Annotated in this window: 21 protein-coding genes; 7 read left to right on the top strand and 14 right to left on the bottom strand. The window is 61.6% G+C overall.

Features of this window, described 5'->3' with window-relative positions:
* Window positions 1–12 precede the first annotated feature (12 nt).
* Window positions 13–2,010, bottom strand: a complete 1,998-nt coding sequence (locus ACOOHD_RS06850; RefSeq protein WP_420460829.1) for a peptidylprolyl isomerase — start codon at window positions 2,008–2,010, stop codon at window positions 13–15.
* A 49-nt stretch (window positions 2,011–2,059) separates the two neighbouring features.
* Between ACOOHD_RS06850 and ACOOHD_RS06845 the strand changes: the two genes are divergently transcribed.
* Window positions 2,060–2,491 carry a DUF4293 domain-containing protein gene (locus ACOOHD_RS06845; protein WP_420460828.1) on the top strand — a complete coding sequence of 144 codons (432 nt, stop codon included), beginning with the start codon at window positions 2,060–2,062 and terminating at the stop codon, window positions 2,489–2,491.
* A 69-nt stretch (window positions 2,492–2,560) separates the two neighbouring features.
* Window positions 2,561–2,974: a large-conductance mechanosensitive channel protein MscL gene (gene mscL / locus ACOOHD_RS06840; protein WP_420460827.1), complete on the top strand. Its 414-nt coding sequence runs from the start codon at window positions 2,561–2,563 to the stop codon at window positions 2,972–2,974.
* Here the strand turns inward: mscL and ACOOHD_RS06835 are convergent.
* The 3 genes from ACOOHD_RS06835 to ACOOHD_RS06825 form a co-directional block, all read right to left on the bottom strand.
* Entirely contained in the window at window positions 2,971–4,524 is a 1,554-nt protein-coding gene (locus ACOOHD_RS06835; RefSeq protein ID WP_420460826.1) for an Rne/Rng family ribonuclease, read from the bottom strand. The genes mscL and ACOOHD_RS06835 overlap by 4 nt on opposite strands.
* Window positions 4,525–5,234: 710 nt before the next feature.
* Window positions 5,235–6,020 carry a tetratricopeptide repeat protein gene (locus tag ACOOHD_RS06830; RefSeq protein ID WP_420460825.1) on the bottom strand — a complete coding sequence of 262 codons (786 nt, stop codon included), beginning with the start codon at window positions 6,018–6,020 and terminating at the stop codon, window positions 5,235–5,237.
* Window positions 6,020–6,337 carry an HU family DNA-binding protein gene (locus ACOOHD_RS06825; protein WP_420460824.1) on the bottom strand — a complete coding sequence of 106 codons (318 nt, stop codon included), beginning with the start codon at window positions 6,335–6,337 and terminating at the stop codon, window positions 6,020–6,022. Before ACOOHD_RS06825 ends, ACOOHD_RS06830 begins: the two co-directional genes overlap by 1 nt.
* A 201-nt stretch (window positions 6,338–6,538) precedes the next feature.
* On the opposite strand from ACOOHD_RS06825, the gene ACOOHD_RS06820 reads away from it, so the two are divergent.
* Both ACOOHD_RS06820 and gmk read left to right on the top strand, forming a co-directional pair.
* Window positions 6,539–7,420 carry a YicC family protein gene (locus tag ACOOHD_RS06820; protein WP_420460823.1) on the top strand — a complete coding sequence of 294 codons (882 nt, stop codon included), beginning with the start codon at window positions 6,539–6,541 and terminating at the stop codon, window positions 7,418–7,420.
* A complete protein-coding gene (gene gmk, locus ACOOHD_RS06815) occupies window positions 7,410–7,991 on the top strand; it encodes a guanylate kinase (protein ID WP_420460822.1) in 582 nt (193 codons plus the stop codon). The genes ACOOHD_RS06820 and gmk overlap by 11 nt, the downstream gene beginning before the upstream one ends.
* Here gmk and ACOOHD_RS06810 read toward each other — a convergent pair.
* The 7 genes from ACOOHD_RS06810 to ACOOHD_RS06780 all read right to left on the bottom strand — a co-directional run bounded on the left by ACOOHD_RS06810 (window position 7,988) and on the right by ACOOHD_RS06780 (window position 15,858).
* A complete protein-coding gene (locus ACOOHD_RS06810; protein WP_420460821.1) occupies window positions 7,988–8,521 on the bottom strand; it encodes a hypothetical protein in 534 nt (177 codons plus the stop codon). The genes gmk and ACOOHD_RS06810 overlap by 4 nt on opposite strands.
* A 79-nt stretch (window positions 8,522–8,600) precedes the next feature.
* Window positions 8,601–9,044, bottom strand: coding sequence for a nucleoside deaminase (locus ACOOHD_RS06805; protein ID WP_420460820.1), 444 nt, complete (start codon window positions 9,042–9,044; stop codon window positions 8,601–8,603).
* Complete coding sequence (locus tag ACOOHD_RS06800) at window positions 9,037–9,990, bottom strand: glycosyltransferase family 2 protein (RefSeq protein ID WP_420460819.1); 954 nt, start codon at window positions 9,988–9,990, stop codon at window positions 9,037–9,039. Before ACOOHD_RS06800 ends, ACOOHD_RS06805 begins: the two co-directional genes overlap by 8 nt.
* On the bottom strand, window positions 9,975–11,246 hold the full coding sequence (locus ACOOHD_RS06795) for a dihydroorotase (RefSeq protein ID WP_420460818.1): 1,272 nt from the start codon (window positions 11,244–11,246) through the stop codon (window positions 9,975–9,977). Before ACOOHD_RS06795 ends, ACOOHD_RS06800 begins: the two co-directional genes overlap by 16 nt.
* A gap of 26 nt (window positions 11,247–11,272) precedes the next feature.
* Window positions 11,273–13,285 carry a BatA domain-containing protein gene (locus ACOOHD_RS06790; protein ID WP_420460817.1) on the bottom strand — a complete coding sequence of 671 codons (2,013 nt, stop codon included), beginning with the start codon at window positions 13,283–13,285 and terminating at the stop codon, window positions 11,273–11,275.
* 93 nt (window positions 13,286–13,378) lie between these two features.
* Entirely contained in the window at window positions 13,379–14,761 is a 1,383-nt protein-coding gene (gene fumC / locus ACOOHD_RS06785; RefSeq protein WP_420460816.1) for a class II fumarate hydratase, read from the bottom strand.
* A complete protein-coding gene (locus tag ACOOHD_RS06780; protein WP_420460815.1) occupies window positions 14,758–15,858 on the bottom strand; it encodes a mandelate racemase/muconate lactonizing enzyme family protein in 1,101 nt (366 codons plus the stop codon). Before ACOOHD_RS06780 ends, fumC begins: the two co-directional genes overlap by 4 nt.
* 61 nt (window positions 15,859–15,919) lie before the next feature.
* On the opposite strand from ACOOHD_RS06780, the gene ACOOHD_RS06775 reads away from it, so the two are divergent.
* The 3 genes from ACOOHD_RS06775 (at window position 15,920) to ACOOHD_RS06765 (ending at window position 20,818) form a co-directional block, all read left to right on the top strand.
* Entirely contained in the window at window positions 15,920–16,963 is a 1,044-nt protein-coding gene (locus tag ACOOHD_RS06775) for a chemotaxis protein CheB (RefSeq protein WP_420460814.1), read from the top strand.
* A gap of 170 nt (window positions 16,964–17,133) precedes the next feature.
* On the top strand, window positions 17,134–17,502 hold the full coding sequence (locus ACOOHD_RS06770; protein WP_420460813.1) for a hypothetical protein: 369 nt from the start codon (window positions 17,134–17,136) through the stop codon (window positions 17,500–17,502).
* A gap of 100 nt (window positions 17,503–17,602) precedes the next feature.
* Window positions 17,603–20,818, top strand: coding sequence for a chemotaxis protein CheB (locus tag ACOOHD_RS06765; RefSeq protein ID WP_420460812.1), 3,216 nt, complete (start codon window positions 17,603–17,605; stop codon window positions 20,816–20,818).
* Here ACOOHD_RS06765 and ACOOHD_RS06760 read toward each other — a convergent pair.
* From ACOOHD_RS06760 to ACOOHD_RS06750, 3 genes are read right to left on the bottom strand one after another with little or no spacing between them, the layout of a single operon-like run.
* A complete protein-coding gene (locus ACOOHD_RS06760) occupies window positions 20,815–22,620 on the bottom strand; it encodes a sigma 54-interacting transcriptional regulator (protein ID WP_420460811.1) in 1,806 nt (601 codons plus the stop codon). The genes ACOOHD_RS06765 and ACOOHD_RS06760 overlap by 4 nt on opposite strands.
* Before the next feature lie 60 nt (window positions 22,621–22,680).
* Entirely contained in the window at window positions 22,681–24,807 is a 2,127-nt protein-coding gene (locus ACOOHD_RS06755) for a 3-hydroxyacyl-CoA dehydrogenase NAD-binding domain-containing protein (protein ID WP_420460810.1), read from the bottom strand.
* A complete protein-coding gene (locus ACOOHD_RS06750) occupies window positions 24,804–26,015 on the bottom strand; it encodes an acetyl-CoA C-acyltransferase (protein WP_420460809.1) in 1,212 nt (403 codons plus the stop codon). The genes ACOOHD_RS06755 and ACOOHD_RS06750 overlap by 4 nt, the downstream gene beginning before the upstream one ends.
* Window positions 26,016–26,084: the final 69 nt, after the last annotated feature.

The following is a 26,084-nucleotide window of genomic DNA, read 5'->3' as shown; positions in this document are numbered from 1 at the left end:
TAGGGCGTCGAGCTACTGTAGGCTGATGGACTCGATTCGGCTACCGGGCACGAGCCTATTCACCACCTCCTGTCCCTCCACCACCTCGCCGAAGATGGTGTACTTACCATCGAGGTGGGGAGTAGGGCGGTGGGTGATAAAAAACTGTACGCCCTCCGTATCCCGTCCGGCGCTGGCCATACCGACGAGTCCGGCCCGGTCCCAGTGCAGGTACGGCGTCTCGGTGGGTAGCACGAAGTCTTCGCTACCGAAGCCGTCCCCCCGCGGCCCCCCGCCCTGCGCCACAAAGTTGGGCACCACGCGGTGGAAGTACTTGTCGTCGTAGTAGCCCTCCCGTACCAGGCGCAGAAAGCTGCTCACGGTGGCCGGCGCCACCGTAGGCCAGAGGCGTAAGGTGATGGTGCTCTCGGCGGTGGTCAGCACCACGAGCCGCTCGCCGTACTCCTGTAGAAGGCTCCAGTCAGCCGGGCGTACTCGCTGCGGGGGAACCGTCGGAAGTTGGCGCTCCTGACCGAGCAGGGCGTTACGGGCGTGCAGTACCTCGGTGTAGGTTTCGAGCTGGCGGGGCAGTTCCAAGCGGTCCAGTGCAGCATCCAGCCAGGCCAGGTCGGGGTAGATCGCGCGGTAGGTATCCGGCTGGGCGCTCAGCGCCAGGGCGGCGTGGTAGGCCGGGCCTTCCTCCCGCCCCTCGATCAGCTCCCGGTAGTAGCCGGCTAGCTCGGCGCGTACCCGCTGCCGACTACTGCGGAAAAAGGCATCGAAGTCCTCCCGCTCCCCGATTGCCTGCAGGCTCTCCGCCGCGGCCGTCCGCACCACCGGATGCTGAGCCGCCCGGTAGTAGGTGTGTAGCTCCCGGTACATCCAGGGGAATTCCGCCAGCGCGAGCAAGAGATTGGCGCGCTCGTACACATCGGTCGTTGTAGCGTAACGCTCCCGCAGCGTACCGGTGATGCGGCTACGGTAGTCAGCCAGGAAGGGGGAGAGGTGGCGATTGGCGGCCCCGTACAGTGGTATGGCTACGGGAGCCGGCAGGTCCTCGGCGAGCTGAAAGTAGAGGGGGGCATCGGCGGGGATGCCGTGTGCTACAAGGTAATCTGCGGCGGTACGGGCGACCAACGGGTGAGGATCGCGTAGAGCCTCGATGACGGACTCCCGTACCGAAGCGTATTCAAAACCCGCTAACGCCTGTAGAATCTCCACCCGCTCGCGCCAGTCGGGGAGGGCATCCATGCGGCGTAGTAGGGCCACCCGGGAGGGCGCCCGCTCACTGCGGCCGAGGCTGCGGATGACCCCCATGGCAATGAGTGGATCGGCCGTTGTGCGCAGGAGATCCCGTAACCTACGCTCCTGGCTACTATCGGGGCGAAAGTCGATGCGCTGCAGGTACTGTGCGGCGGGATACCGCACCTCACTGGGAACCGCTGCATTGAGTACCAGGTCAACTACGGCGGCATCGGTAGCCGGGAAGTGCAGGCCGCGCAGGGCGGCGTAGAGCATACCGTACACTCGGCCAGTGAGGAGCACGGTATCCCGGGCGGTGTAGGTGGTGATGCCGGCTAGAAGATTAGCCGCTTTAGCATCGCCTAACTTCCCGACCGCTTCGAGGATCGCCGCATCGGCGGCCGGGTAGCTTCCCGATTGATCGAAGGCGGCCATGAGTTCGTCAGTGACCTGGTCCCGCCCGCCTTGCCCCAGGGCGTAGGCGGCCTGCGTACGCACCACCTCACTCGGATCGTAAAGTAGCGTAGCCAGGGAGTCGGCCACCGCGTCACTTAGTGCGGGGAAGCTCCCGAAGGCGCGGGCGGCTAAGTACCGGTAGCGCTGGTTGGCGTGGTGTAGGTAGGGGAGTAGCTCCTCGCCCCGGCGGATATTCTGTAGGTCGAGGATACGCTGGGTGGTACTATCGCTGAGTTCTATCGTGACACTCTGGCTGATCGCCGGCTCTCCGGGTGGGATACAGGCAGTGACCAAGGCCAGGAAAACAAGGAATACCACGCTGCGCAGGAGCATGGGGTAAAGATAAGCGGCTACCTTTGCGGCTCCAACCGTACGACCCACGATGATCCAGCGTATCCAATCCGTCTTCCTGGCCCTGGCCGCCCTGTGCACCTTCGGCCTTTTCGGCACCGACGTGGCCGAAACCCCCGCCGCCGTAGCCGGTAGCCCCGTCTTCGCCGATGCCCACTTTACACTGTTCGACAGCCCCATCCTCATCGGAGGCGTGGCCGCCGTCGGTGCTCTTACCCTGGCCGCCATTTTCCTGTACACCAACCGGCGGCTGCAGAAGATTTTCTGTAACGTAGCCATCTTGATCACGGTGGCCTACGCTGCCTACGGCGTCCTGCTCTGGTCCACGGACCGGGCCGCCGACCAGGCCGAGCCCGAGTTTGGACTCGCACTTCCCTTACTCACCATTGTCTTTGCCGCCCTCGCCGCCCGTTATATTAACAAAGACGAGAAACTAGTACGTAGCGCGGATCGCCTCCGGTAGCTTACCTTAATCCTGTACACATTTACCTGCCGGCGGTCCCTGGGCCCGCCCGGCTCATCCATGCACACTATGTTACAGGAATTCAAAGCATTCATTCTTAAGGGCAACGTCCTGGAGCTAGCCACCGCCGTAATCATCGCCGCGGCCTTTGGCGCCATTGTCACCTCACTCACCAACGACGTGCTCATGCCACCCATCGGGCAGCTCCTCGGCGGGGTTGATTTCTCGGAGCTCGCCATTCCCCTCACTGACGACACCATCGGCCCCAACGGCGAGGTGGTCGAGGGTGCCGCCATCCGCTACGGTCGCTTCATTCAGACGATCATCGACTTTCTCATCATCGCCTTCGCGGTCTTCCTCATTATCCGCAGCTACAACCGCATGACTGCTAAGCCCAAGGTAGTAGCAGCCCCCGCTGGCCCCACGGAGATAGAGCTACTGAGGGAAATTCGGGATTCACTGGCTCGGCGGCCACTCCCCTAATTCTGCAATTTAATCTCATCATCCTTCCCGTCGAAGAACTTGAAGGTCGTGATGGGAAAATCATTATCCGACTGGATGTCGAGCCAGCGGTAGTGCTTCATGTACCACTTCATCTGGGCGCTGGGGAGGCCCCGCTTTAGGAAGGCGGAGATGTAGGGGTGGACCTTGAGCCTGAGCTTGGCCTTGGGGCGGGCCTCCATGATGAAATTGAGGTCGCGCTCGATCTCGTCGGTCAGCAGGATGGTAGCGTTGATCTTGCCGGTCCCGTTACAGGTTGGGCACTTTTCGGCGGTGGTGATCTTGACCTCGGGACGGACGCGCTGACGGGTGATCTGCATCAGGCCGAACTTGCTCAGCGGCAGCACGGTGTGCTGAGCCCGGTCGCTCTTCATGGCATTGCGCATCGTCTGGGCCAGCTGCTTGCGGTGCTCGGCGTCGCGCATGTCGATGAAGTCGATGACAATGATGCCCCCGATGTCGCGCAGGCGCATCTGGCGGGCGATCTCCTCGGCGGCCTCGAGGTTAATCTTCAGTACGGCCTCGGCCTGGTTCTGGCTGGGCATCTTGTTGCCGCTGTTGACGTCGATGGTGTGCATCGCCTCCGTATGTTCGATGACGATGTAGGCGCCGCTGGGCATCGTAGCGGTCTTGCCGAAGCTGGATTTGATTTGTTTGGTCACGCCGTGGGTATCGAAGATCGGTTTGCTACTCTTGTGAAACTGCACCAGATTCGGCCGGTCCTTGGCGATGTCCTGCAGGTACTCCTTGATGGTCTCGTAGAGGTCCTTGTCGTCGACTACCACCTTGGTGAAGTCGGGGGTGAGCAGGTCGCGCAGCAGGCCGGTAGTCTTATCGACCTCGCTCAGCAGCTTGGCCGGAGGCGTAGCCCCCTTAGCAGTTTCCACGATGGTCTTCCACTTGTCCATCAGGGCGGTGATCTCCTCAAGCAACTCCCCGACCCCCTTGCCCTCGGCAGCCGTGCGTACGATGACGCCAAAGTTTGCCGGGCGAATGCTCTCCACCAGTAGCTGGAGACGCTTGCGCTCCTCGCTGGTGCTGATCTTTTTGCTGACGGCGACCGTCTCACTGAAGGGGGTGATGACCAGGTAGCGACCCGGGATGGTGATCTCGCAGCTCAGGCGGGGACCCTTCGTACTGATGGGTTCCTTGAGCACCTGGGTCAGGACGACCTGCTTTTTGGACAGAACCTCGTCGATCTTGCCGGTTTTGACGATTTCGGGCTCGTAGTCAACCTGGTCGAGCGTGAAGTTGGGCAACTTACCCTTGATGGCCTTATCGGAATAGGCCTGCAGGGTACGCACCTTCGGACCGAGGTCGGTATAGTGCAGAAAGGCGTCCTTCTTGTGGCCGATATCGACGAAGGCAGCGTTGAGGGGTGCGGTGACCCGTTTGACCCGGCCGAGGAAGACATCTCCCACGGTAAATTGGTCCGTTGAGCGCTGGCGGTGAATTTCCACCAGCTTTCCGTCTTCGAGTAGGGCGACTTCTACTTCCTTGCCCGTACTGGAGACGATCATTTCTTTTTCCACTGTACAACAGGGTTAGTTGGATACACCGGATTCCCCGGCCGGACATAAGGCGGACGGAGGAGGAGTAACGGGTATCCGGTACACAGGGGCACATCCCCAAATCGGACTGCGGCTACGACCAAAAGGCCGGCGCGATCGGGCTACCTGGTGGCGAGAAAGTCAACGTCTAGTCGGCTGGGGTTGTCCGCCGCACGAACTCCCTTATGGGGCCGGCAGGTGGCGGAAAGTCTCTTGGCGGATCCAGCAGGGTACCCAGGGGGTGATGGCTGGATCACGGAAAGCGGCCGTAAAAGTACGGAGCGGTCGCGGGATGAAAAGATCGGCTTCAGTAAGCCGGAGCGACACGGTAATCTCGTGGTGAATAGCGCAAAGGGCGGCGGCGGTGGGGGGAGCGGAGCCGGCAGCGGTCGCGGCCGAGACCCGTCCACACTTGGATGAGGTCTCGGCCACACGGAGATGCTGCTAGTTACCTAGCGGTTCTTTTTCTTGTGACGGTTCTTGCGCAGGCGCTTCTTCCGCTTGTGGGTAGCAATCTTATGACGCTTCCGCTTTTTTCCACACGGCATAGTAGGTAGTTTAAAGTATAGTAATACGGTGATAATACATTATCGTACGGGATTAAAACGCCCCGTCGTCTGGATAGTTGTGGCTACACGCAACCGCTGCGGCAGCCTTCCGGGCGGCGAAGGTACATAACTCCGGCGGTATGTTTACTGCAGCAGTTCCGAACACTTGCGCGCGTAGATATCCGCCTCGCCGGCGCGACCGAGATTTTCGTACACCTTGGCCAGGGGGCACACCACGTCCGGGTTTCCGGGTTGCAAGGCATCCGCCTGCAGAAGACGCTCGGCGGCCCGGTCCAGCTGATTGGTCTTGATGGCCAATTGGGCCAGCGTGACGTAGACCTGCGGCTCGTCCGGATAGTCCTGCTCCAGCTCCCGCAGCATCAGGATGCCCTTCATGGGGTTGTCTGGGGGAGGGTTATCGGTATAGGTGACGGCTAGATTAATGCGGTACTCGGGCTCGCTCGGATTAAGACTGATCGCGGCCTGGTAAGCCTGTTCGGCCTGGTCGGCGCAGAATTGTCGGGTCTTGTCGTCGATGCCCTCCTCACGCAGGCACAGGCTGAAGGTGGTGCCGGTGATGCCCCAGGCGGACTCCGTGTTCTCGATTTCCGCGATCTGGGCGGCGTAGGCACCGGATATGGCTGGCTGACCGGCCTTGTACCACTCGCCGGCTAGCTGCTGCAGCAGATCGACTCGCGCACTATCTTCTTCCTGCGAGGCCAAGCGGTCCTCTAGGGTAGCCAGCGTGGCCTGCTGCGCGGGGGTGAGCTTGGTGTGGGCCTGGCGGATGAGGGACTGTATCCCGGTTGCCGCACTGGGCCCCCGATTGAAGTCCTCGTCTAGTTCGGGAGGGCGCACGGGGCAGCCCCAGTAGGTGATGGCTATGAGCAGTAGCGTCACACCGGCGGCGATCCACTGGGGGGTACGCATCAGTCGAGCTCGCTTTCGTCCTCGTCGGGCAGGCTGGACACCTTATCTTTCACCTGCTCCACGAATATTTTGGCCGGTTTAAAGGCCGGAATGTAGTGCTCGGGAATTTCGATCGCCTTATTCTTCTGGATGTGGCGACCGATCTTTTTGGCCCGTTTCTTCACCACGAAGGAGCCGAAGCCCCGGATGTAGACGTTCTCGCCCTCGGCCAGGCTCCCCTTCACCTCCTTGAAGAAGCTCTCTAGCGCCACCAGTACGTCCACCTTAGCAATGCCCGTCTTGTCGGCGATATTAGTGACTACGTCAGCTTTTCTCATTGTCCATTTTTTCGGTCCGTGTACGGGTTCTCAAAAGCGGGGCAAATATCTGCTTTTTTGTGGGATTTTGCCCTACCCGCTGCACTATTTCTTTTAAAACCAGCGAGTTATCACAAAGCTGACCTTCTCCAGTACTAGCGCACCGCTACCTGTGTCGTACTGCGTAAATCCCTACCTTCGCCCTCCCCAAACGCCCCCCACATGCTCCTTTCCATGACCGGCTACGGCCGGGCCACCCGCAGCGAGGGCGCCAAAACGTACACCGTAGAGCTGCGCGGCCTCAATAGCAAACAGACCGACCTGCGCCTGCGTAGCAACCAAAACCTCCAGCAGCACGAGCTTGAGCTCCGCACGCTAGTGCTCGACACGGTGGGGCGCGGGAAGCTGGAGATGAACCTCGAGATCACCGACGCCGGCAGCTCTGGAAAGCTCCGGGTCGACCTGCCCCTGCTCGCCGAGCTCAGCACCAACATCTACTTCAACCTTAAGACCTCGCTGCCCGATAGCACGATGGACGGCCTGGTCCCCGCCCTCCTCCGCGCCCCCGGTATCATCGAGGCCAGTAGCGGTGAGCTGGAGGAGCAGGACTGGCAGCAGGTACAGGCCGTTACCCGGGACTGCCTCGCCCGTTTCCAGGACTACCGCCAGCAGGAGGGCGCGGTGCTCGGCGAGGATCTGCGCACCAGCGTCCGCGCCATCACGGAGCTGCTGGGCCGGGTGGGGGACTACGACGAGCAGCGCATCACGGCCGTGCGCGACCGCATGGCACGCCACCTGAGCGACTACCTCGGCCGGGCCAACGTAGATAAGAACCGCTACGAGCAGGAGGTGCTGTTCTACCTCGAAAAGATGGACATCAACGAGGAGCAGGTACGCCTGCAGCAAAATTGCGACTATTTCCTCCAAGTACTTGATAACGAGGACGAAATAAAGGGCCGTAAGCTCACCTTCATCAGCCAGGAAATGGGCCGCGAGATCAATACGCTGGGCGCTAAAGCCTACTCCGCCGACCTCCAGAAAGTAGTTGTCAATATGAAGGAGCAGCTCGAGATGATCAAAGAACAGCTGGCCAATGTCGCCTGAGGCGCTCCCCCACGGAAAACTGCTCATTTTCACCGCACCCTCCGGGGCCGGCAAGACCACCATCGTACGCCACCTGCTGGACCGCTTTCCGCAGCTGGCCTTTTCGGTATCGGCTACCACGCGCCCGCCGCGGCCCGGGGAGATTGACGGGCGCGACTACCATTTTCTGACCCCGGAGGAGTTCGCCCGCCGGGTGGCCGCCGGGGAGTTCGTGGAGTACGAGGAGGTGTACCCGGGGCGCTTCTACGGCACGCTCCACAGCGAGGTGCACCGCATCTGGGCGGCGGGCAAGTGCGTCGTTTTCGATATCGAGGTGAAGGGGGCCACTACCATTAAGCGGCACTACCCCCAGGATAGCCTCGCCGTCTTCGTCGCCCCCCCCGACGAGGAAACGCTCTTCCAGCGCCTGCGCGATCGCAGCACCGAGGACGCCGAGAGCCTGCGGGTGCGCATCGCGCGGGCCGGCGAGGAGCTCGCCTACCGCGAGCGCTTCGACCGGGTACTGATCAACGACGATCTACCTAGGGCCCTACGGGAGGCGGAGGGACTCGCCGACAGTTTCTTGCGTTAAAGCTTACGCCCACCAACCACACGCCCACGGGTATCGCCCTCGCGCAGTCGCTTCAGCGGAATGAGCAGGCTCGCAAAAGCATCCGCACTCGATACCTGCCACTGCTGCCCGGCGTAACTTACCGTACCAAAGTTGCGGGTCCAGTCACTAGCCAGCAGGGTATACCGGTCTCCATTCTTAGGGTTCGGACCGAACACCAGGTATTTATCCACATCGTCCTCGAAGCTCACGGCCACCCGCTGCGTCTTCGGCTGAAAGGTGAATACTCCGGGCGTGTTGCGCTTAAAGACAATCTGTTCCACCTCCCGACCATTAATCACCTTCACCGCCCCCCGGGTGATTTGCGTACGGTCGTTCCGTAGTTCGCGCTGTAGCACGACGTCCTCGCTGAGGTAAAACTGAATGCGGCGCAGCTCGTCTTCCCCCCAGCCCTGATCCTCGTACAGCCGCTGGGTGAAGGGGCTCAGCCGCGGCCCGCAGGCACTCAGGGCAAGAACACAAAACAGCAGGGCGGGAAGCAGTCGGTACATCAGCTGGAGCATATGGTACACCACAAAGAAGGGACGGGCGGGGCCGCCGGTGCAACCCAGCGGGGTGTTTAAGCGATATTTAACGTCGCTGCCGGAAAAAATTGGTCACCAACGCCGCACACTCGTCGTGCAGTACGCCGAACTCCAGGACGGTCCGGGGGTGCAGCAGCTCGCGGCCGAAGCGCATGAAGCCGCGCTTATCGTCGCTGGCTCCGTAGACGATCCGGCTAGTCTGGGCCCAGGCCAGTGCACCGGCACACATCGGGCAGGGCTCCAGGGTCACGTACAGGGTGCAGTCGCGTAGGTACTTATCGCCCAGGTGGTTGGCTGCGGCGGTCAGGGCAATGATCTCGGCGTGCGCCGTGACGTCACTGAGCCGTTCGGTCTCGTTGTAGCCGCGGGCGATGATACGCTCACCGGCGACCACTACGGCACCTACGGGAATTTCTCCGGCAGCGGCGGCCAGCTCGGCCTGCTTCAGGGCCTGGCGCATAAAGTAGGTATCGTCGTAGACCCTAAGCATCGAGCACGGTTTCGACGAGGTAGTGGTTGCGGTCGGGGTTGGAGCGGGCCACGAGCTCGGCCAGGAAGCCGGTCACGAACAGGAGGGTACCCATGATCATCGTCGTCAGGCTGATGAAGAACCAGGGGTTATCGGTGACCAGCGTTTTGGGCATGTGGTTAGCCAGGGCGTAGACCTTAGCACTGCCGATGTATACGGCCGTGACCAGTCCGATCACGAACATGAGCGTACCCAGGGTACCGAAGAGGTGCATGGGCCGTTTACCGAATTTGCCCACGAACATCAGACTGAGCAGGTCCAGAAACCCAGTGACGAGCCGGGATAGACCGAATTTAGAGTAGCCGTACTTACGCGCCCGGTGCTCGACCACCTTCTCGCCGATTTTGCGAAAGCCCGCCCACTTAGCCAGTAGCGGCATGTGGCGGTGCATGTCGCCGTAGACCTCGATACTCTTGATGACGTTGCGGCGGTAACTCTTTAGTCCGCAGTTGAAGTCGTGGAGCTCGATGCCGCTGACCTTGCGGGTCACGAAGTTGAAGAACTTGGAGGGCAGCGTCTTGCCGAGCGGGTCCTTGCGGTTTTTCTTCCAGCCGGAGACTACGTCGAAGCCCTCGTCCTTGATCATGCGGTAGAGGGCGGGGATCTCGTCCGGACTGTCCTGTAGGTCGGCGTCCATGGTGATGATCACCTCGCCGCTGGCGTACTGAAAGCCTACATTCAGCGCGGAACTCTTACCGTAGTTGCGCTGGAACTTGATGCCCTTGAGGCAGTCGTTCTGGGCTACGAGCCGCTGTACCACCGCCCAACTGTCATCGGTGCTGCCGTCATCGACCAGCCAGACCTCGTAGCTGAAGTTGTTGGTCCGCATCACGCGGTCGATCCAGGCGGTGAGCTCCAGTAGCGATTCTTCCTCGTTGAACAGGGGGACGACTACGCTGATGTCCATAGCCGGCCGTGGTTAATGGTGGCGAGGATACGGCCGGGAAGCTCGCGGCCGAGTAGGGGGCTATTGCTCGTTTTTCCCCTTAGGTCGGCGCGGGTAAAGCGGCTACTGCCCTCCGTAGTGAAGAGGGTAAGCTGGGCGGAAGCTCCCGCTACTACGGATACGGTAGGCAGTCCGAGCAGGCGACGGGGCCCGGCGGTGAGGGCCGTGATAATTGCATCGCGCATTCTTTCGGACGCACCGGCCAGGGGCAGCAATTGCCGCAGCGCGGTTTCCAAGCCGAGGGCCCCGAAGGCCGCGTAACTAAATTCCAAATCTTTCTCCTCGCCGTGGCGCGCGCGGTGGTGACTGACGATGGCGTCGATGCGGCCCTCGCTTAGCGCCTCCCGCAGCGCCTCCCGGTCTTGCTCGCTGCGTAGGGGGGGTAGTATTTTGAAATTGGGGTCGAAGCCAAGCAGTTCTTCGTCGGTAAAGGTGAGGTGGTGGGCGCTGACGGTGCAGCCTACGAGTCCGGTGGCGCCAGAACGATAAGCGTCAACCAGGGCTAGACCTTCCGTAGAAGAAATCAGGTGGACAATAAGGCGACCCTCCGTATAGCGTAAGATGGCAAGATCCCGCTCCAGGGGGATGGTCTCGCACATTGTCGGTATTCCCGGTAGCCCGAGTTGCACGCTTATCCCGCCCTCGTGCATCTGCCCCTCCTCGGCCAGCTCACCGTCGTAGGGGGTGTCGATCACCGTAGCCCCGAAGCCCTTGCCGTACTCGAGGGCGCGCTTAAGTAGGCTTCCGCTGACGGCGTGGCTGCTGCCGTCGGTAAAGGCCACGGCACCGGCGGCTCCGAGCTCCATCATCTCGGTCAGGTCCTGACCGGCCGTGTCGTGGCTGAGGGCGGCAATGGGAAGGAGGTCCACCGGCCCCGTGCCGCTGTGGCTGGCCAGGTAGGTCATGTCGGCCACGGATTGCCGCACGGGTACGGTGTTGGGAAGTACGGCTACCGCTACGTAGCCTCCCGCGCGGGCCGAAGCGGTGAGGCTGGCGACATCCTCGCGCTCCTCGTGGCCGGGATCGCCCAGGTAGGCACCGATGTCCACGAAGCCAGGGCTAAGGCAGGCACCGGGATGGTCGAATACCTGCTCCCCGGAGGTTGCATCCAGCGACCCCGCCAGTGCCTGGATAATGCCTTGCTCGACCCGTACGTCCAGTGTTTTGCCGTGGTGGGGACTGGCGGGATCGACGATGGTAACGGCGCGGAGCAACATGGCCGGCAAAGGTAGCGTACGCTCGATTAAACCCGCCAGAAGCGGAGCACCAGCGCCTCGACCAGAAGGAACACCAGGGTGGCCCAGATGAAGTATTGCCACAGCGGGCGGCCCTCATTCCGTGCCCGGATCTCGCTGAGCAGACTAGCCTGACTGGCTGCGTCCAGGACGGTGACGTTGGGTAGGTCGGCCAGTTCAGCGGCGGAGGTGTACTGGAGGTCGGATTCCCGCCGGTCGTAGTTGAAGGCGAAGGACTCGACCACCTCCTCGTCGATGAGCAGGTCGTAGACGCCGGCCTCGGGGACCTGTCCGCTCAGGCCCAGCACGACGCGGTTGCCGACCGTGCGCTGCTGGGGGATGAACTCCCCGCCCGGGCCGCGCAGCTTATACACCAGTTCGGCATTCGCCTGCCGGCGGCTGGTCTGTACGACCTCGTCGCGGCCGATGGTGTAGGCCAGGGGGCGGCGCTGTCCGCTGCTAATACCCATCTTATAGAGCATGGGGATAAATATCTCGGCGTTGGTGACCAGGTTGCTGTACTGGGAGGGTAGGGGAGCGCCGCTGAGGTAAAGGTTGCCCTCGCCGGTGGTGACCTTTACCACGGCCGCCCCGCCGTCGCGGTAGGTAAGTAGGGTCTCCTGGCGGCCGCCGCGGGAGAGGGGGAAGTTGCCCTGGGTGACGGGCAGGTTGAGTGCGCGGCGGCTCTGCTCGAAGATATCCCGGAAGACGAACTCCTCCTCATTGATGCCGCTGACCTCGCGCAGCTGCTCCTGGAAGGGCTGCAACGTGGGGGCGGGGAAGCCACCGAGAAAGCTCTGGTAGCTAGTCAGGTCGGCCTCGGCCGGCGGGAAGACCAGGAGGTTGCCGCCCTCGCGTACGTACTGCCGTAGTTGCTCGGCCAGGCCCGAGGGTACGCTGGGTAATTCCGTGAGGATGACCAGCTGCTGCTCGGAGAGCGTGCCGTAGTCGATGTTCTGTACGGAGGTGAAGGTGGGGGTGAATACGCTCAGCGTCAGGGCGGCGGCCAGGCTGCGGTCGGGGGTGCCGTCGGCGTCGATGTTGAGCACGCGCACCCGGTCCGTGGTACGAAAGGTGAGGTGATAGGTGTCGTCGAACTTTACCGGGAAGTCCGTAATGCTAAGTGTAGCCTGTCCGTTGCCCCCCTGCTGGATAGGCAGGTACACGCTATCGATCACAAAGTCGTTGGCGGGCAGGCGCAGCGTACCCTCGGGTTTATTCTGCCCCTCGTAGCCCAGGGTGAGACGCACGTTGTCGAGGGGCTCGTCGCCGTAGTTGCGCACGCGGACCAGCAGCAGATTGCTCTGTCCGAGCTGGGGCACCGGGGCGTCGAACCAGACCGAATCGATGGCTACGTTGCGACTGCGCAGGGCCTCCAGGGGCACCAGATTGACCGCTACCGAGGTATCGGTGACATCAAGGTCAGTGACGTTGCGCTGAAAGTCTGAAACCAGGTAAGCCAGGGCGTAGTCCGCATCCCCGTCGGCCAGCGCCGCCCGCTGCCGGTCCAGGATCTGACTCAGTGGTCGGCTTTCCGGACCCACCCGGATTGATTCAATTTCCTCCAGCGCCGCCTCCTGCCCAATTAGGCGCTGGCTACGTCCGCTGGCCACATTGGTGATGATCTGAAAGCGGTCCTCCGGTCCGTAGGCGCTGACGATATCGCGGGCTCGGTCGCGCCCCAGTTGCAGCAGCGGCGCCCGGTCGCTCTCGGCGGCCATGCTGAAGCTGTTGTCCACATATACACTCACTGCCTTACGCCCACTGCGCACCCCCTCCTCGACCGGGATGAAGGGCTGGGCAAAGGCCAGTACTAGGGCGGCAACCGCCAGGCAGCGCAGCAGCAGCACCAGTAGGTTCCGCAGTCGGCTGCGCATGCTACGCTCCTCCTTCACCTCCCGCAGGAAGCGCACATTGCTGAAGTACACCTTGCGAAAGCGCCGGAAGTAGAACAGGTGGATGATCACCGGGATGGCCAGGGCGGCTAGGGCGTAGAGGAAGGTGGGGGCTAGGAATGACATAGGTAGACGCTACGCTGTTAGTCGGCCTTCGGCCGGTTAGACGCTTCGCGGTAGACCGCTTCGCGGGTAGAGGAGGTCGCTATTCGAGCTTAGCTAGACCATCTCCTCCGGCCGTACCCAGGCGTCGAACTCCTCGCCCGTCAGGTACCCTAGCTCAACCGCGGCGGCCCGTAGCGTAGTATCCTCCGCGTAGGCTTTCTTGGCAATGGTGGCGGCCTTGTCGTAGCCGATCTTGGTGTTGAGGGCGGTGACAAGCATGAGGCTGTTGTTGAGCAGCTCGGTGATGCGGGCGCGGTTGGGCTGGATGCCGCGGGCGCAGTGTTCCTCGAAGCTGCGGCAGGCATCGCCGATGAGGCGGGCGCTGATGAGGAAATTGTAGATCATCATCGGTTTGAAGACGTTGAGCTCGAAGTGGCCCGTCATGCCGCCGATGTTGATGGCCACGTCGTTGCCCAGCACCTGCGCCATGGCCATAGTGAGGGCCTCGCTCTGGGTAGGGTTGACCTTGCCGGGCATGATGCTGCTGCCGGGCTCGTTGGCCGGGATGGTGAGCTCGCCGATGCCGGAGCGTGGACCGCTGGAGAGCATGCGCACGTCGTTGCCAATCTTGGTGAGGCTGACGGCCAGGGTCTTGAGCGCGCCGTGGGCCTCGACGATGGCGTCGTGCGCGGCCAGGGCCTCGAACTTGTTTTCGGCGGTGCGGAAGGGCCGGCCGGTCAGGCGGGCAATCTCTTCGGCTACCTTCACGTCATAACCCTCGGGCGCGTTGAGGCCGGTGCCCACGGCGGTGCCGCCCAGGGCGAGCTCGGCCAGGTGGTCGAGGGTATTGCGCAGGGCACGCAGTCCGTGGTCGAGCTGGCTGACGTAGCCGCTGAACTCCTGGCCCAGGGTAAGGGGCGTGGCGTCCATGAAGTGGGTGCGGCCGATCTTGACTACATCGGTCAGCTCCTCTGACTTGGCGCGTAGGGTATCGCGGAGCTGTTCAACGCCGGGGATGGTATTGCTCACCAGGGCCTCGTAGGCCGCGATGTGCATCGCGGTGGGGAAGGTATCGTTACTTGACTGGCTCTTATTGACGTCGTCGTTGGGGTGCAGGGTGCTGTTACCTTCTTCCAGCTTCCCGCCCCGGAGCACGTGTCCGCGGTTGGCGATGACCTCATTGACGTTCATGTTGGACTGGGTGCCGGAGCCGGTCTGCCAGACCACCAGCGGGAATTCATCATCTAGCTCACCGGCTAAAACTTCATCAGCCACTCTGCCGATCAGTTCGGCTTTTTCTAGGTCAAGTACGCCCAGCCCGGCGTTGGTGTTAGCAGCGGCCTTTTTCAGGATGGCGAAGGCGCGGATGATCTCCTGGGGCATACGCTGGCCCCCGATGTCGAAGTTCGTGAAGCTGCGCTGGGTCTGGGCACCCCAGTAGCGGTCGGCCGGTACGGCGATGGTGCCGATGCTGTCTTTTTCCTGGCGGGTCGTCATGTGATCGTGATTTGGGGCCGTGAAGGTAGCAGATATTCGGGGCGTAGCCGGGCCCCGAGTCCGGGCGTATCGGGCACGGTCACCGCGCCGCCCGCTCCGTAGGTAATGCCGCCCTCCACGGGGTCCTCCTCCTGCATCAGCGGAGTATCGAAGTCGCAGTAAGCTACCCGTGCGGCACTCAGCGCGAAGTGGGCCGCTGCCGTGAAGCCCAGCCGGCTTTCCAGAAAACCACCCACTTGTAGGGGGACTTCTGTGGTCTGAGCGATCTGCTGGGCCCCGTAAAGCCCCCCGGACTTACTCAGTTTGATGTTGATGCGGTCCACCGCCCCGATGGCCAGCAGGCGGCGGGCGTCGGCGGCGTTCCAGCAGCTCTCGTCGGCCATCAGTGGGATGGGGCTTAGGCGGCGCAGCTCCGGTAGCAGATTCCAGTCGTAGCGGTCGATGGGCGCCTCGCAGTGCTGGATGTTGTAGCCGGCCATGCCCCGGAGCGCGTCTACCGCCTCCTCAAAGCTCCAGCCCTGATTGGCATCGATGCGCAGCGGTATGCTGGGACCGACCGCGGTGGAGATGGCGGCGATGCGGGCGATATCCTCCTGCGCGCCCCGCCCCAGCTTCACCTTGATGACCGGAAAACCGTTCGACTGAATGTCCCGCGCCGCGGCGACCATCTCCTCTACCGTACCCAGGCTCACGGTGTAGTCCGTATATAAGGTTCGGGCTTGGGCACCCCCCAGGTAGCGGTACAGCGGCAGGCCGGCGGCCTGGGCGGCCAGGTCGTGCAGGGCCATGTCGAAGGCTGATTTCAGGGCGTAGTTGCCGTGGAGCATGCGGTTGAGGTGGGCGCTGTACGCAGGTGCAGACTCGGTGGAACGGCCGATCAACGAGGGGGCAAGCCAGCGGGCATTTGCCAGGGCACCCTCGAGGGTTTCTCCGTGGATGGTGGGGAAGGGACTGGCCTCCCCCCAGCCCTCACGCCCGTCGCCCGTACGCAGGCGCACGAAGAGGTTTTCGGCGTGGGTGAGGGGGCCGAGCGAGATCACAAAGGGCCGGTGCAGTCGGATACGAAGGGGAAAAAACGTAATCTCCTGAATGGGCATACGGCCGGTACTTGGGGCGAATGTAAGGTCTCCCTGCGGGGTGTACCCTATATTTGCGCCCATGGCTGTCTTGAACGAGAACTACCGCAACATCATCGTCATCGGTGCCTCTGCCGGCGGACTGGAGGCCATTCTCGCCGTACTGGAGCGTGTGCCCGAAGACCTCGGGGCATCCATCTTCATCGTCCAGCACATTCCCGCCTACACCCGCAGCAACATCGACCGGGTCATCCAGCACCACACCAAACTCCGCGTACTCGCACCGGTGGACGGGGCCCCCATCGAGGTCAACACGGTGTACATTGCCCGCGCGGATCGTCACCTGATGGTGGAGCCCGGTCGGGTGGTGGTATCGAAGGGGCCCCGGGAAAATCGCTTCCGGCCGGCCGTCGATGCACTCTTTCGCTCGGCGGCGCACGCCTACCGCGAGCGGGTCATCGGGGTGGTACTGAGTGGTGCGCTCAACGACGGTAGCTCGGGCTCCTGGACCATCAAGCGCTTCGGGGGTAAGGTGATCGTACAGGACCCGGAGGAAGCCGTGTTCGGTGATATGCCGCGGGAGACTATGCAGTACACCGAGGTAGACCACGTACTGCCCGCCGCCAAAATCGGTGGTGTACTCGCTAAGCTTAGTGGGCAGGCCATTCACCCGCAGCGCAACCGCGATGTGGCTAGTGCTGAATTACTGGAACTCGAGATTGCCCTGGCAAAGGGCGAAAACGGACTTGGAATGGGCATATTAACTATGGGTAAGCCGTCTTCTCTGACCTGCCCCGAATGTCACGGAGCACTGGCTAAGTTTGAGGAAGGACGTCTCATTCGCTTTCGTTGCCATACGGGACATGCACACACCGCAGAAAGCCTCCTGGCCGGGGTCAGGGATAATGTGGAGAAGAGTATGTGGGAGGTGATGCGGGGTATGGAGGAAAGTAAGATACTACTCGACACGCTGGCCGATCAGCTGGAGCAAAGCGAGGAATACGAGCTTGCGGGGGTATACCGGGAGCGTGCCGGAGAATTGGTCGAGCAATCTAAAAAGATTCAGCAAGCCATCGAGTATACAGATCGATCTACCATGAAGCAGCAGATCTTTCCCCAGTTGTAGTTTATTATTATAAATAAGCCTTCATATTTAATAAATAAACTTATTAAATTGCACGAATCTTTTCATTTGCCGCAGATCGTTTGGAAAAGCGCCACGTAACCTACTCACTATTAAGTAAATATAATATTGGCACGGAATTTGTGATAGCCCGGCTACACACATCTTGTTTCATGTCCAACTCACGTGACGGCGCTGCTGCCTTTGAAGATAACACGAATCGCTACATCGACCGGCTCAATCAACAGTCGCTGGAAGTAGTCTCCCTGATTCCCACCTTACCCCTCCCCCTAGAACTGCGTACCGAACTGGCCCAGACCTGGCGCATCACCCGGCAAAAGCTCGCTTACTTCCGCCGTGAGTTGGACCGTTCGGACGGGGAGCTACTGGATGAACTCCGTATTCTGCACGCTGCGCTACTGCCCCGCGTTATGCAGTATCAGGTCCGGCTGGGCGAGATGATGATCGCCGACAATTGTACGGACGACAGCTACCTAAAGCGCTGGAATGCGATCTGGCAAAATTTTGGCATGGAGTGTTGACGCGGAACATTCCCCGTCCGCCCCAGGCCTACGAGTTGATATCCCTTTTTCCGGAGCCTATCTTCCCTGGTGAAGTGGGCTCTTTTTTTACATTTGCCGTATGTCCGTCAGAGTGATCGGTATCGGTGCCTCCGCCGGGGGGCTACAGGCACTGGAGTCATTTTTTTCCGAAATTCCCCTGGGCCTTGGTGTCGCTTTCGTCGTGGTGCAGCACCTCTCGGTCAATCACGCCAGCTCCATGGACAGCATCCTGCAGCGGGCTACGAATCTGACGGTGTCGATGCTTGATAAGGATACCATCCCCCAGGCAGACCATGTTTACATTAAGTCGCCGGAGTACGAGGTGAACCTCAACCACCTTCTCCACCTCACGCCCCGCAAACTGCCCCAGCAGGGGCTCTACCTGCCCATCGACGCGTTTTTCTTCAGCCTTGCCGCCAGTCAGCAGGAGGCTTCCGTAGCCATCGTGCTCTCCGGCATGGGCACCGACGGTAGTCGGGGGCTCAAGGAGATCAAGGCACACGGTGGGTTGGTCATGGTGCAGGACCCCAGTACGGCTCAGTTCGATGGTATGCCTACGGCGGCCCTGCGCCAGAATATCGCCGACGTGATCCTTCCGCCGGGTCAGCTCGCCAGCCGCCTGGCCATGATCCTGCGCCACGACGGGGTCACCGGTCAGGCACCCCTGACCGACGACATCGAGCAGGGCGACTTATTCCAGTCCCTACTGCGGCGCATACACGCCATCTCCCGAATAAACTTCGGCCACTACCGCACGGCTACCATACGCCGTCGGATCGAGAAACGTATGCTCATCACCCAGCATGAATCGCTGCAGCGGTATATGCAGTATGCTCTGCGCAACGACCCGGAGCTTCAGATCCTGCGGCAAAGCTTTCTCATCGGAGTCACTCGCTTCTTTCGCGATGCCGAGGCATTCGATCAGCTGCGCGACCTTATCATCCCCGAGCTATTTAAACAATTACCCGAGCATCAGGATCTGCGAATCTGGGTGCCGTCCTGTTCCACGGGTGAGGAGGTTTACAGCATCGCGATGCTGGTGGAAGATTACCTGGAGCAGCAGCAACTGCGCCGCAACTACAAGATTTTCGGCTCGGATGTTGATCGCCGCTCCATCGTCGTGGCCACCCACGGGCAGTACGATGCATCCATTCAGGCAGACGTGCCGGCCGATTATCTGCACAAATACTTTACCCCTACCTCCCAGGGGTACCGGGTGCGCTCCGATCTCCAGGAGCATCTACTCTTTGCGGTCCAGAACCTACTGGAGGATCCACCCTTCATCCGCATCGACCTAATCTCCTGCCGCAACTTCCTCATCTACATCGACGGCGAGGCCCAGCAGCAGGTGCTATCCAATTTTCATTTCGGGCTTAACCCGGCGGGCTACCTCCTGCTCGGCCCCAGTGAGCATCTCGGAAGCCTCCAGTCGGCGTTTGCTCCGGTAGACCGGCGCTGGAAACTGTATAAAAAACGCGACGACCTGGGGGGAATAGCCCCTAACCGGCGGGTTAGCGTGCCGCCGTATCCTACGCTACGTACCTCCGCTCCCGGAAGCGTGCAGGCGGTGACTCCCTATTCCGACGAGTACGATTCTATTCCCCCTACTACTAATTCTGCACGGCCCCTCCTTTCCGGCTCTACCATGGACGAATACGCGCGCTTCCTTTCCGAACGGTATGCCCCCAGTACCCTTTTTGTCAATCGGCAGTACGATATCATCTACCTCAGCGGCGAATTTACGGGTATCCTTAGTCTACCACGCTTTAATGCTCAACTCTCGCTACGTACCGTACTGAATGAGGAGGTACAAAGTCTGGTCACCGCCGGAGTGGACCGGGTGCTGAGCAGTCAGCGGGCTGGACTCTTTGAACGGATCAACGTAGCCGCGCAGGGACTGCCACCACGCTACCTCAAGGTACGATTCGGGGTATTTGAAAGCGCATCGTCCAGCGAGCCACTTGCCATGCTGGAGTTCTTACCTGTAGAAACAGTACCGGAACACTCGCAGCAGCCGGAGGAGGAGGAGGAAGCCGAGGTATACAGCGTTGACCGTCGCCTGATGCAAAAGGTCACCGAGCTGGAGAGCGAGCTGCAGCGCTCCGAACGCCGCGCCCAAAAGCTGTACAACGAGCTGGAAGCGACCAACGAGGAGTTGCAATCCAGTAACCGCGAACTGCTGGCCTCCAACGAGGAGATGCAGAGTACAAACGAAGAGCTTCAGTCGGTGAATGAGGAACTCTACACCGTAAACAACGAGTTTCAGCGTAAAAACGATGAGCTCAACGCCATCAATAACGACATCAACAACCTGCTCAAAAGCACCCAGATTAGCACGATCTTCGTCGATAAGCAGCTCAACATCCGGCGTTTTACCCCCGGTATCGGACAACAGTTCGATTTTACCGTCAGCGACCTCGGACGGCCACTAACGGTCTTTGCCAATCCCTTCCGGGATGTCGATATCGAGGCAACCAGCCGGGAGGTTCTTCGCACCACCAAGCGCTACGATCAGGAGGTACAGGACGGTAATGGCGACTACTACCTACTGCGCATGCTGCCGTACCTGACGGAGACCGACCAGGTGGAGGGCGTGGTGATCACCTTTGTCGATATCAATGATCTGGTACGCACCCGGCAGCGGCTCACAGATATGGCGCGCAAGTACGAGGCCATCTTCCACACCACCCAGGAGGTGATTGCCATTGTGCGCAACAACAGCCGTATCGAGGACGTGAACCGCCCACTAGCAGATTATACTACCCAGCAACTCGTCGGTATGTACTTTACCGATCTCATCGACGACGCTCAGGGCAAGGTGCAGTTCACCGAGGCGCTCCGCCAGTCCTTCGATCAGCACCGGTTGGAGCGCCTCACCCTCACCCTACGGCCCCAGGAAGAGGAGATGACGAAAGTCGAGATGGAGTTTATTCCCATCGCGGTGAAGTCCGATGCGGAGCCGGCCAGCGATACCGTGGAGCAGGCCATGATCATCATCCGAGACATCACCAGCCTGGAGAACGAGCGCCTTATCTTTCTCAACCAGCGCAGTGGACTGGCCTATCAGGCACCCCACTATGTGAATCGCAAGATTGGCGATATGCTTACCCCCGCCGGTCTGCAACGCTACCGAATGGCCGTTGAACGGTTGCAAGCTGGAGAGTCTTCGGTGACAGTTACCTACCCGGTTGAAGAGCTTGCGGAGGAAACCGTACCACTCACCGTAGTGTACCGGCCCATTTTTTCCAGGGACCGTATCGTCCTGATCAGCTTCGAGATCGAACAGGCCGACTAGCTGCCCCGGCGGTCGATCCCGAGCTTTCGCATCTTACTGAAAAGGGTCTGTGGGTTCAGGGCCAGTAGCTCTGCCGCACCACCCTGTCCGCTTACTTTACCCTCCGTCAACGCCAGCACCCGTTGGATGTGCTGGCGCTGCATCTCCTTAAAGGTTAGCACATCTGCGACCGCATCGGCTTCTTCCTCCCCCCCCCGCTGCCGGGGTGTTGCCTGGGACGAAGCGACCCGTTCGAGCTCCAGTTCCAGATAGGGTCCGTCACTAACGATGAGTGCGCGCTGGATCATATTTTCTAACTCGCGGATGTTGCCCGGAAAGGCCTGCCGCCGGAGCATTTTCATATCCTCATCCCGGACTTCGCGCGGGGAGGTGCCCGGTACGGTATACTTATTGATGAAGTGACGGACCAGGGGGGCGATGTCTTCGGACCGCTCGCGTAGGGGGAGGCTATGAATCGGAAACACGTTGAGGCGGAAGTAGAGATCGGAGCGAAACTTACCCTCCGCTACCAGTTGGCGTAGATCGCGGTTCGTAGCCGCCACGATGCGTGCGTCGGTATGCACGGTGCTACGGGCTCCCAGCGGCGTGAACTCTCCATCCTGTAGGACCCTGAGCAGTCGCGTCTGTAGCTGCATGGGCATCTCCCCAATCTCATCCAGAAAAAGGGTGCCCTCGTCGGCCAGTTCGAAGCGGCCCAGGTGGTCGGTCCGCGCACCGGTAAAGGCCCCCTTCCGGTAGCCGAAGAGTTCGCTCTCGATGAGCTCGGCGGGCAGGGCTCCACAGTTCAGAATGACCATCGGCCGCGAGGCCCGCCGGCTCTGTTCGTGAATGGCCCGGGCAATGAGTTCCTTGCCCGTCCCGGTTTCTCCGGTTATGAGGACCGTGGAATCCGTAGGGGCTACCTGCCCGATCTGCTGCAGTACGCGCTTATACTTCTCGCTCCTGGTGATGATGGTGTAGCTGTCCCGCTGCCGGTCATACTGCTCGCTCACCAGTACGCTGCGGCGCCGGAGTTGGGTCATCAACTTGGCGTTCTCAATCTCTAGGGCCTGCTGGGCCCGGAGGGCGTTGCGGCGATCGGTGATTTCGGTGACCGTGAGGAGTACGTCGCCCGGCACCGCGGCGTGGCGCAGTGGGGTCATTGTGATTTCTACCGGGATGAGGGTGCCATCCTTGCGCTGCAACGAGGTCTCGTACACCATCACGCCGCGTGAGGTAGCCTGTTTGATGTAGCGAATCAGGGTACTACGGTCTGTCTCGGCGTCGATGCGGTGCATGTCGGCAGACGGCTCACTACCATCCACGCCCAGGTCGGCCCGGATCGTAGCGTTAAGGAAAGCCACCTGACCGTTCAGGTTGACGGTCAGCGCCGGAAAGGGTAGACCATCCAGAAACGCTTCGATGAGGTTTCCGTTTCCACCGCGGTGCTCGAGGCCATCCTCGCCGCCGCCGCGACCCTGACGGCTCAGTACGCCGTAGAGGGCGGGCTCCTGCTGCCATTCGATGCGCGAGGCGTAGAGTACGATGGGCTGGCGGTTGGCATTGAGGCGGCCGACGGGCAGTACCAGCCGGCGCGGGCCCGGTTGGTCGCGAAAACTCTGGATGAATCCCTGTAGCTCGGTCCTGTTGTGAAAGATACCCAGGCCGAAGAGCGAGCGATCCATCTTGACTAGATCGGGCTGACCGGTCACCTTCAGCAGGGAGGTGTTTGCTGCCGTGATGGTACCGTCGTGCAGGGCGATAAAGGCGGGTAGGGGAACGGTCTCGACTAGCTGTTCTACTAAAGTGCCCAGCGCTGGCATAGATAGATTTCTGCGGGGTTGGGGTCAGAATTACCCGAAATTAAGAAATTTGCCGGTACGTCAGGGCGTCAAACGGTCCGGCTCCAGATTTTTGAGGTACCGGGGCACCGTAAAGCGCTGTCCGTACCGTTCGCGTAGCTCCCCGCACCGGGCCACGAAAGCCTCCTTGCCGTAGCTGTACAGGTAGCGCATCACGCCACCGGTGTAGCCCGGAAATCCCCAACCGTACACGCTGGCCAGGTTGGCCGCCTCGATGTGCTCGATCACCTCCTCCTGCAGGCACCAGCCCGCCTCGATGACCTGCGCGAAGAGAAACCGGTCCTTCATCCGCTCCCGGTCGTAGTCGTCTTTAGTCACCGGGAAGTGCTCGGTGAGCCCCGCCCACAGGCGGGCCGTACCGTCGGGTGCGTAATCGTAGAAGCCCATGCGTTTGCTCTTACCGGTGCGCTCCACCTCATCGCGCAGTAGCGTCAGGGCGGGCACGGCCGGGTGCTGCTTGTAGCGCTGCCCGTAGTGCTCGGCGGCCTGCTGCTCGTAGCGGAGCACCAGCTTGAGCCCGAGCTCATCGGCCATGGCCAGCGGACCGGTCTTCATGCCCGCCTGCCGGCCCATGTTTTCGATCAGGGCGGCGGAGTAGCCCTCCCGGAGCATGGTGATCCCCTCCAGAATGTAGGTATTCTGCACCCGGGCGGCAAAGAAGCCCCAGCTGTCCTTGACCACGATGGGCAGTTTGCGGATGGAGGTCGCGAAATCGAAGGCGCGGGCTACGGTTTCCTGACTCGTGGCTGCCCCGGCGACTACTTCCACGACGGCGGTTTTTTCGGCCGGACTGAAGAAGTGCAGGCCGACGTAGTTGGCCGGACGAATGCTCTCCTTCCCGAGCTCGGTGATGGGGATGGATAGGGTATTGGTGGCAAATACGGAGTACTCGTCGAGCCGCTCCTCGGCCTCGCGGGTCACCTTGGTTTTCACCGATTTATTTTCGAAGACGGCCTCCACGACAATGTCGCAGTCCCGAAACAGGTCGCTCTGGTTGGTGGCGGTCACCCGGTCCAGTAGTTGTTCCCGCTCCTCGGGCTGAAAGGTTCCCCGCTCGATGTACTCGCTGATTTTGGCACTAACGTACTCCTTGCCCCGGTCGGCGATGGGCTGCGATACGTCCTTGAGCACCACCTGCAGCCCGTTGCGCAGGCACAGAAATGCGATGCCGGAGCCCATCATGCCCGCCCCGATGATCCCCACCTTCCGCGCCCGGAACTTGCCGAAACCCTTGGGGCGGCCCACGCCGCCCCGCACGGCCTGCTTATCGAACCAGTAGGTGGAGATCATATTCTTGGTCACCGGGTCGGTGGCTACCTTGGCGTAGTAGCGACTGTCGAGGCGGTACGCGGTGGCAAAGTCGAGCTTACTACCCTCGGCCAGTAGGTCGATGATGGCGCGCTTGGCCGGGTACAGGTCGTTGGTGTGGGCACTGAGTCGGGCGGTCAGCAGCCGGATGCGGTGCCCGAGATTCGGATCGGCGGCGGTGCCCCCGGGAATACTGCCGTTGGGATCGTCCCAGGGCCGGGCCACGTCGTGGTGTTTCAGTAGCCAGGCTTTGGCCCGCGCCAACATCTCCTCGCGGTTTTCGGCTAGCTCGTCGATCAATCCCACCTTAAGGGCCTCCTGCGGACTGTAGCGGCGCCCCTCCAGCAGTAGCGGATAGGCCCGTTCGATACCGAGCAGCCACATGAGCCGGATAATGGCCCCGCCACTCGGAATGAGCCCGATCTTCACCTCCGGGTGGCCCAGTCGGAGCTTGGAGTCGGCTACGGCAATCCGGTAGTGGCAGGCCAGGGTGAGCTCGAAGCCGGTGCCCAGGGCATCCCCGTTGATGGCCGCCGCTACGGGCACACCGGGTACCTCCAGGTCGCGCAGGAATTGCTTGAGCTGCTGGGCGGCCTCGAAGGCCTTGGCCGGATCCTGTAGCTGGTAGAGGTAGTCCAGGTCACCGGATTCCAGGAAGTCCTGCTTGGCCGAGGTAATGATGACCCCGTTGAGCTTACCGGCCGCCTTTTCCTGCTTGAGGTGCTCGATGACCGGGGCGAAGGCGGCCACGATCTGGTGGTTGAGGAGGTTGCCGGCCCGGCCCGTCATGTCCAGGATGAGGGTCGCGATGTGGTCGGTATCCTTGCGGTAGTGGATCATAGTCGTTCGATGATGGTGCTGACGGCCAGGCCCGCCCCGGCGTCGATGGTCAGGCTACCGATGGTCAGGTCGCGGCGTTCCAGCTCGTCCAGGATCTGGCAGAGCATCATACCCCCCACCGCCCCGAGGGGCTCGCCCAGGGCGATGCTGCCCCCGAGTACATTGAACCGCTCCTCGTCAATGTCCAGTCGCTGCTGAAAGCGAATGCTCGGTGCGGCGAAGGACTCGTTGAACTCCCAGAGGTCTACATCGCCTCGGGTCAGTCCTGCCTGCTTAAGCACCAGGTCGCTGGCGTTGACCCCGCCGGTGAGGAGGGTGGCGTCTACGGCCGACATCGCCACGGCGCGAATACGGGCGCGGGGTTTGAGGCCGAGCCGGTCACCGGCCGCCCGGTTACCGAGTAGGCAGAGGGCACAGCCGTCGGCGGCCGGACTGGTATTGCCCGCAGAGTGGCGGTGGTCGATGTGGTCGACCAACGGAAAGCGATGGAGGGCCATCTCGTCAAAACCCGCCAGCCCCATCTCCGCAAAGCGGGGGGGCAGCATGGCCAGCTCCTCGGCGTCCAGGCTGGCATCCGGAATCGCGTCGTGCTCCAGCAGCACCAGCCCGTTCTGATCCGTTACGGTCTCGAGGCTGGGGGCGAAGTAGCCGGCCTCCCGGGCGGCTACGGCTTTGGCGTGGCTACGCAGGGCGTAGGCATCAAGGTCCTCCCGCCGCAGCCCGTGGGTGCTGGCCACCAGGTCCGCGGCTACCCCCTGAGGAATGTAGTGGCTGTTGATGACTGTGGCCGGATCGTTCATCATCGGCCCGCTGTTGAGGTAGGTGGGCACGCGCGACATGACCTCGATGCCGCCGGCAATGATGGTCTCGCCGTAGCCTGCCGTGATGCGTGCGGCGGCCAGGTTGATGGCCTCCAGTCCGCTGGTATTGAAGCGGTTGATCTGTAGTCCGCCGCGGGCACGGCCCCAGCCGGCGTAGAGTAGGGCGGCCCGGGCGATGTTGTAGCCCTGGTCGCCGGCCGGGGTATTGCAGCCGATGACCAGGTCGTCGATCTCGGTGGGTAGGTCGTCGCGGCCGCTGCGGCGCTGGAAGGCGGCCAGGCACTGGGCCAGCAGCTCGATGGGTTTGACCTCGTAGAGGTCGGCAGGCTGGGCGGCGCGGCCCCGGGGCGAGCGCAGCGCATCGTAGATAAAGGCTTCGGTGGGCAAGGCGGGGCGGGGGGTTGGTGGCGCGAGGCGCAATATAGCCACCTCTGGCGCTACCCCGGTGGTCTACGG

The organism is Neolewinella sp., assembly GCF_965214665.1.
Classification (GTDB): domain Bacteria; phylum Bacteroidota; class Bacteroidia; order Chitinophagales; family Saprospiraceae; genus Neolewinella.
Note: the sequence above shows the minus strand (reverse complement) of the source record. Positions and strands in the feature narration are given on the sequence as shown.

What these genes read in the sequence shown, in the direction of transcription:
- ACOOHD_RS06850 (WP_420460829.1), bottom strand. Translation starts at nt 2,010, where the DNA reads ATGCTCCTGCGCAGCGTGGTATTCCTTGTTTTCCTGGCCTTGGTCACT.
- ACOOHD_RS06845 (WP_420460828.1), top strand. Translation starts at nt 2,060, where the DNA reads ATGATCCAGCGTATCCAATCCGTCTTCCTGGCCCTGGCCGCCCTGTGC.
- mscL (WP_420460827.1), top strand. Translation starts at nt 2,561, where the DNA reads ATGTTACAGGAATTCAAAGCATTCATTCTTAAGGGCAACGTCCTGGAG.
- ACOOHD_RS06830 (WP_420460825.1), bottom strand. Translation starts at nt 6,020, where the DNA reads ATGCGTACCCCCCAGTGGATCGCCGCCGGTGTGACGCTACTGCTCATA.
- ACOOHD_RS06825 (WP_420460824.1), bottom strand. Translation starts at nt 6,337, where the DNA reads ATGAGAAAAGCTGACGTAGTCACTAATATCGCCGACAAGACGGGCATT.
- ACOOHD_RS06820 (WP_420460823.1), top strand. Translation starts at nt 6,539, where the DNA reads ATGCTCCTTTCCATGACCGGCTACGGCCGGGCCACCCGCAGCGAGGGC.
- gmk (WP_420460822.1), top strand. Translation starts at nt 7,410, where the DNA reads ATGTCGCCTGAGGCGCTCCCCCACGGAAAACTGCTCATTTTCACCGCA.
- ACOOHD_RS06810 (WP_420460821.1), bottom strand. Translation starts at nt 8,521, where the DNA reads ATGTACCGACTGCTTCCCGCCCTGCTGTTTTGTGTTCTTGCCCTGAGT.
- ACOOHD_RS06805 (WP_420460820.1), bottom strand. Translation starts at nt 9,044, where the DNA reads ATGCTTAGGGTCTACGACGATACCTACTTTATGCGCCAGGCCCTGAAG.
- ACOOHD_RS06800 (WP_420460819.1), bottom strand. Translation starts at nt 9,990, where the DNA reads ATGGACATCAGCGTAGTCGTCCCCCTGTTCAACGAGGAAGAATCGCTA.
- ACOOHD_RS06795 (WP_420460818.1), bottom strand. Translation starts at nt 11,246, where the DNA reads ATGTTGCTCCGCGCCGTTACCATCGTCGATCCCGCCAGTCCCCACCAC.
- ACOOHD_RS06790 (WP_420460817.1), bottom strand. Translation starts at nt 13,285, where the DNA reads ATGTCATTCCTAGCCCCCACCTTCCTCTACGCCCTAGCCGCCCTGGCC.
- fumC (WP_420460816.1), bottom strand. Translation starts at nt 14,761, where the DNA reads ATGACGACCCGCCAGGAAAAAGACAGCATCGGCACCATCGCCGTACCG.
- ACOOHD_RS06780 (WP_420460815.1), bottom strand. Translation starts at nt 15,858, where the DNA reads ATGCCCATTCAGGAGATTACGTTTTTTCCCCTTCGTATCCGACTGCAC.
- ACOOHD_RS06775 (WP_420460814.1), top strand. Translation starts at nt 15,920, where the DNA reads ATGGCTGTCTTGAACGAGAACTACCGCAACATCATCGTCATCGGTGCC.
- ACOOHD_RS06770 (WP_420460813.1), top strand. Translation starts at nt 17,134, where the DNA reads ATGTCCAACTCACGTGACGGCGCTGCTGCCTTTGAAGATAACACGAAT.
- ACOOHD_RS06765 (WP_420460812.1), top strand. Translation starts at nt 17,603, where the DNA reads ATGTCCGTCAGAGTGATCGGTATCGGTGCCTCCGCCGGGGGGCTACAG.
- ACOOHD_RS06760 (WP_420460811.1), bottom strand. Translation starts at nt 22,620, where the DNA reads ATGCCAGCGCTGGGCACTTTAGTAGAACAGCTAGTCGAGACCGTTCCC.
- ACOOHD_RS06755 (WP_420460810.1), bottom strand. Translation starts at nt 24,807, where the DNA reads ATGATCCACTACCGCAAGGATACCGACCACATCGCGACCCTCATCCTG.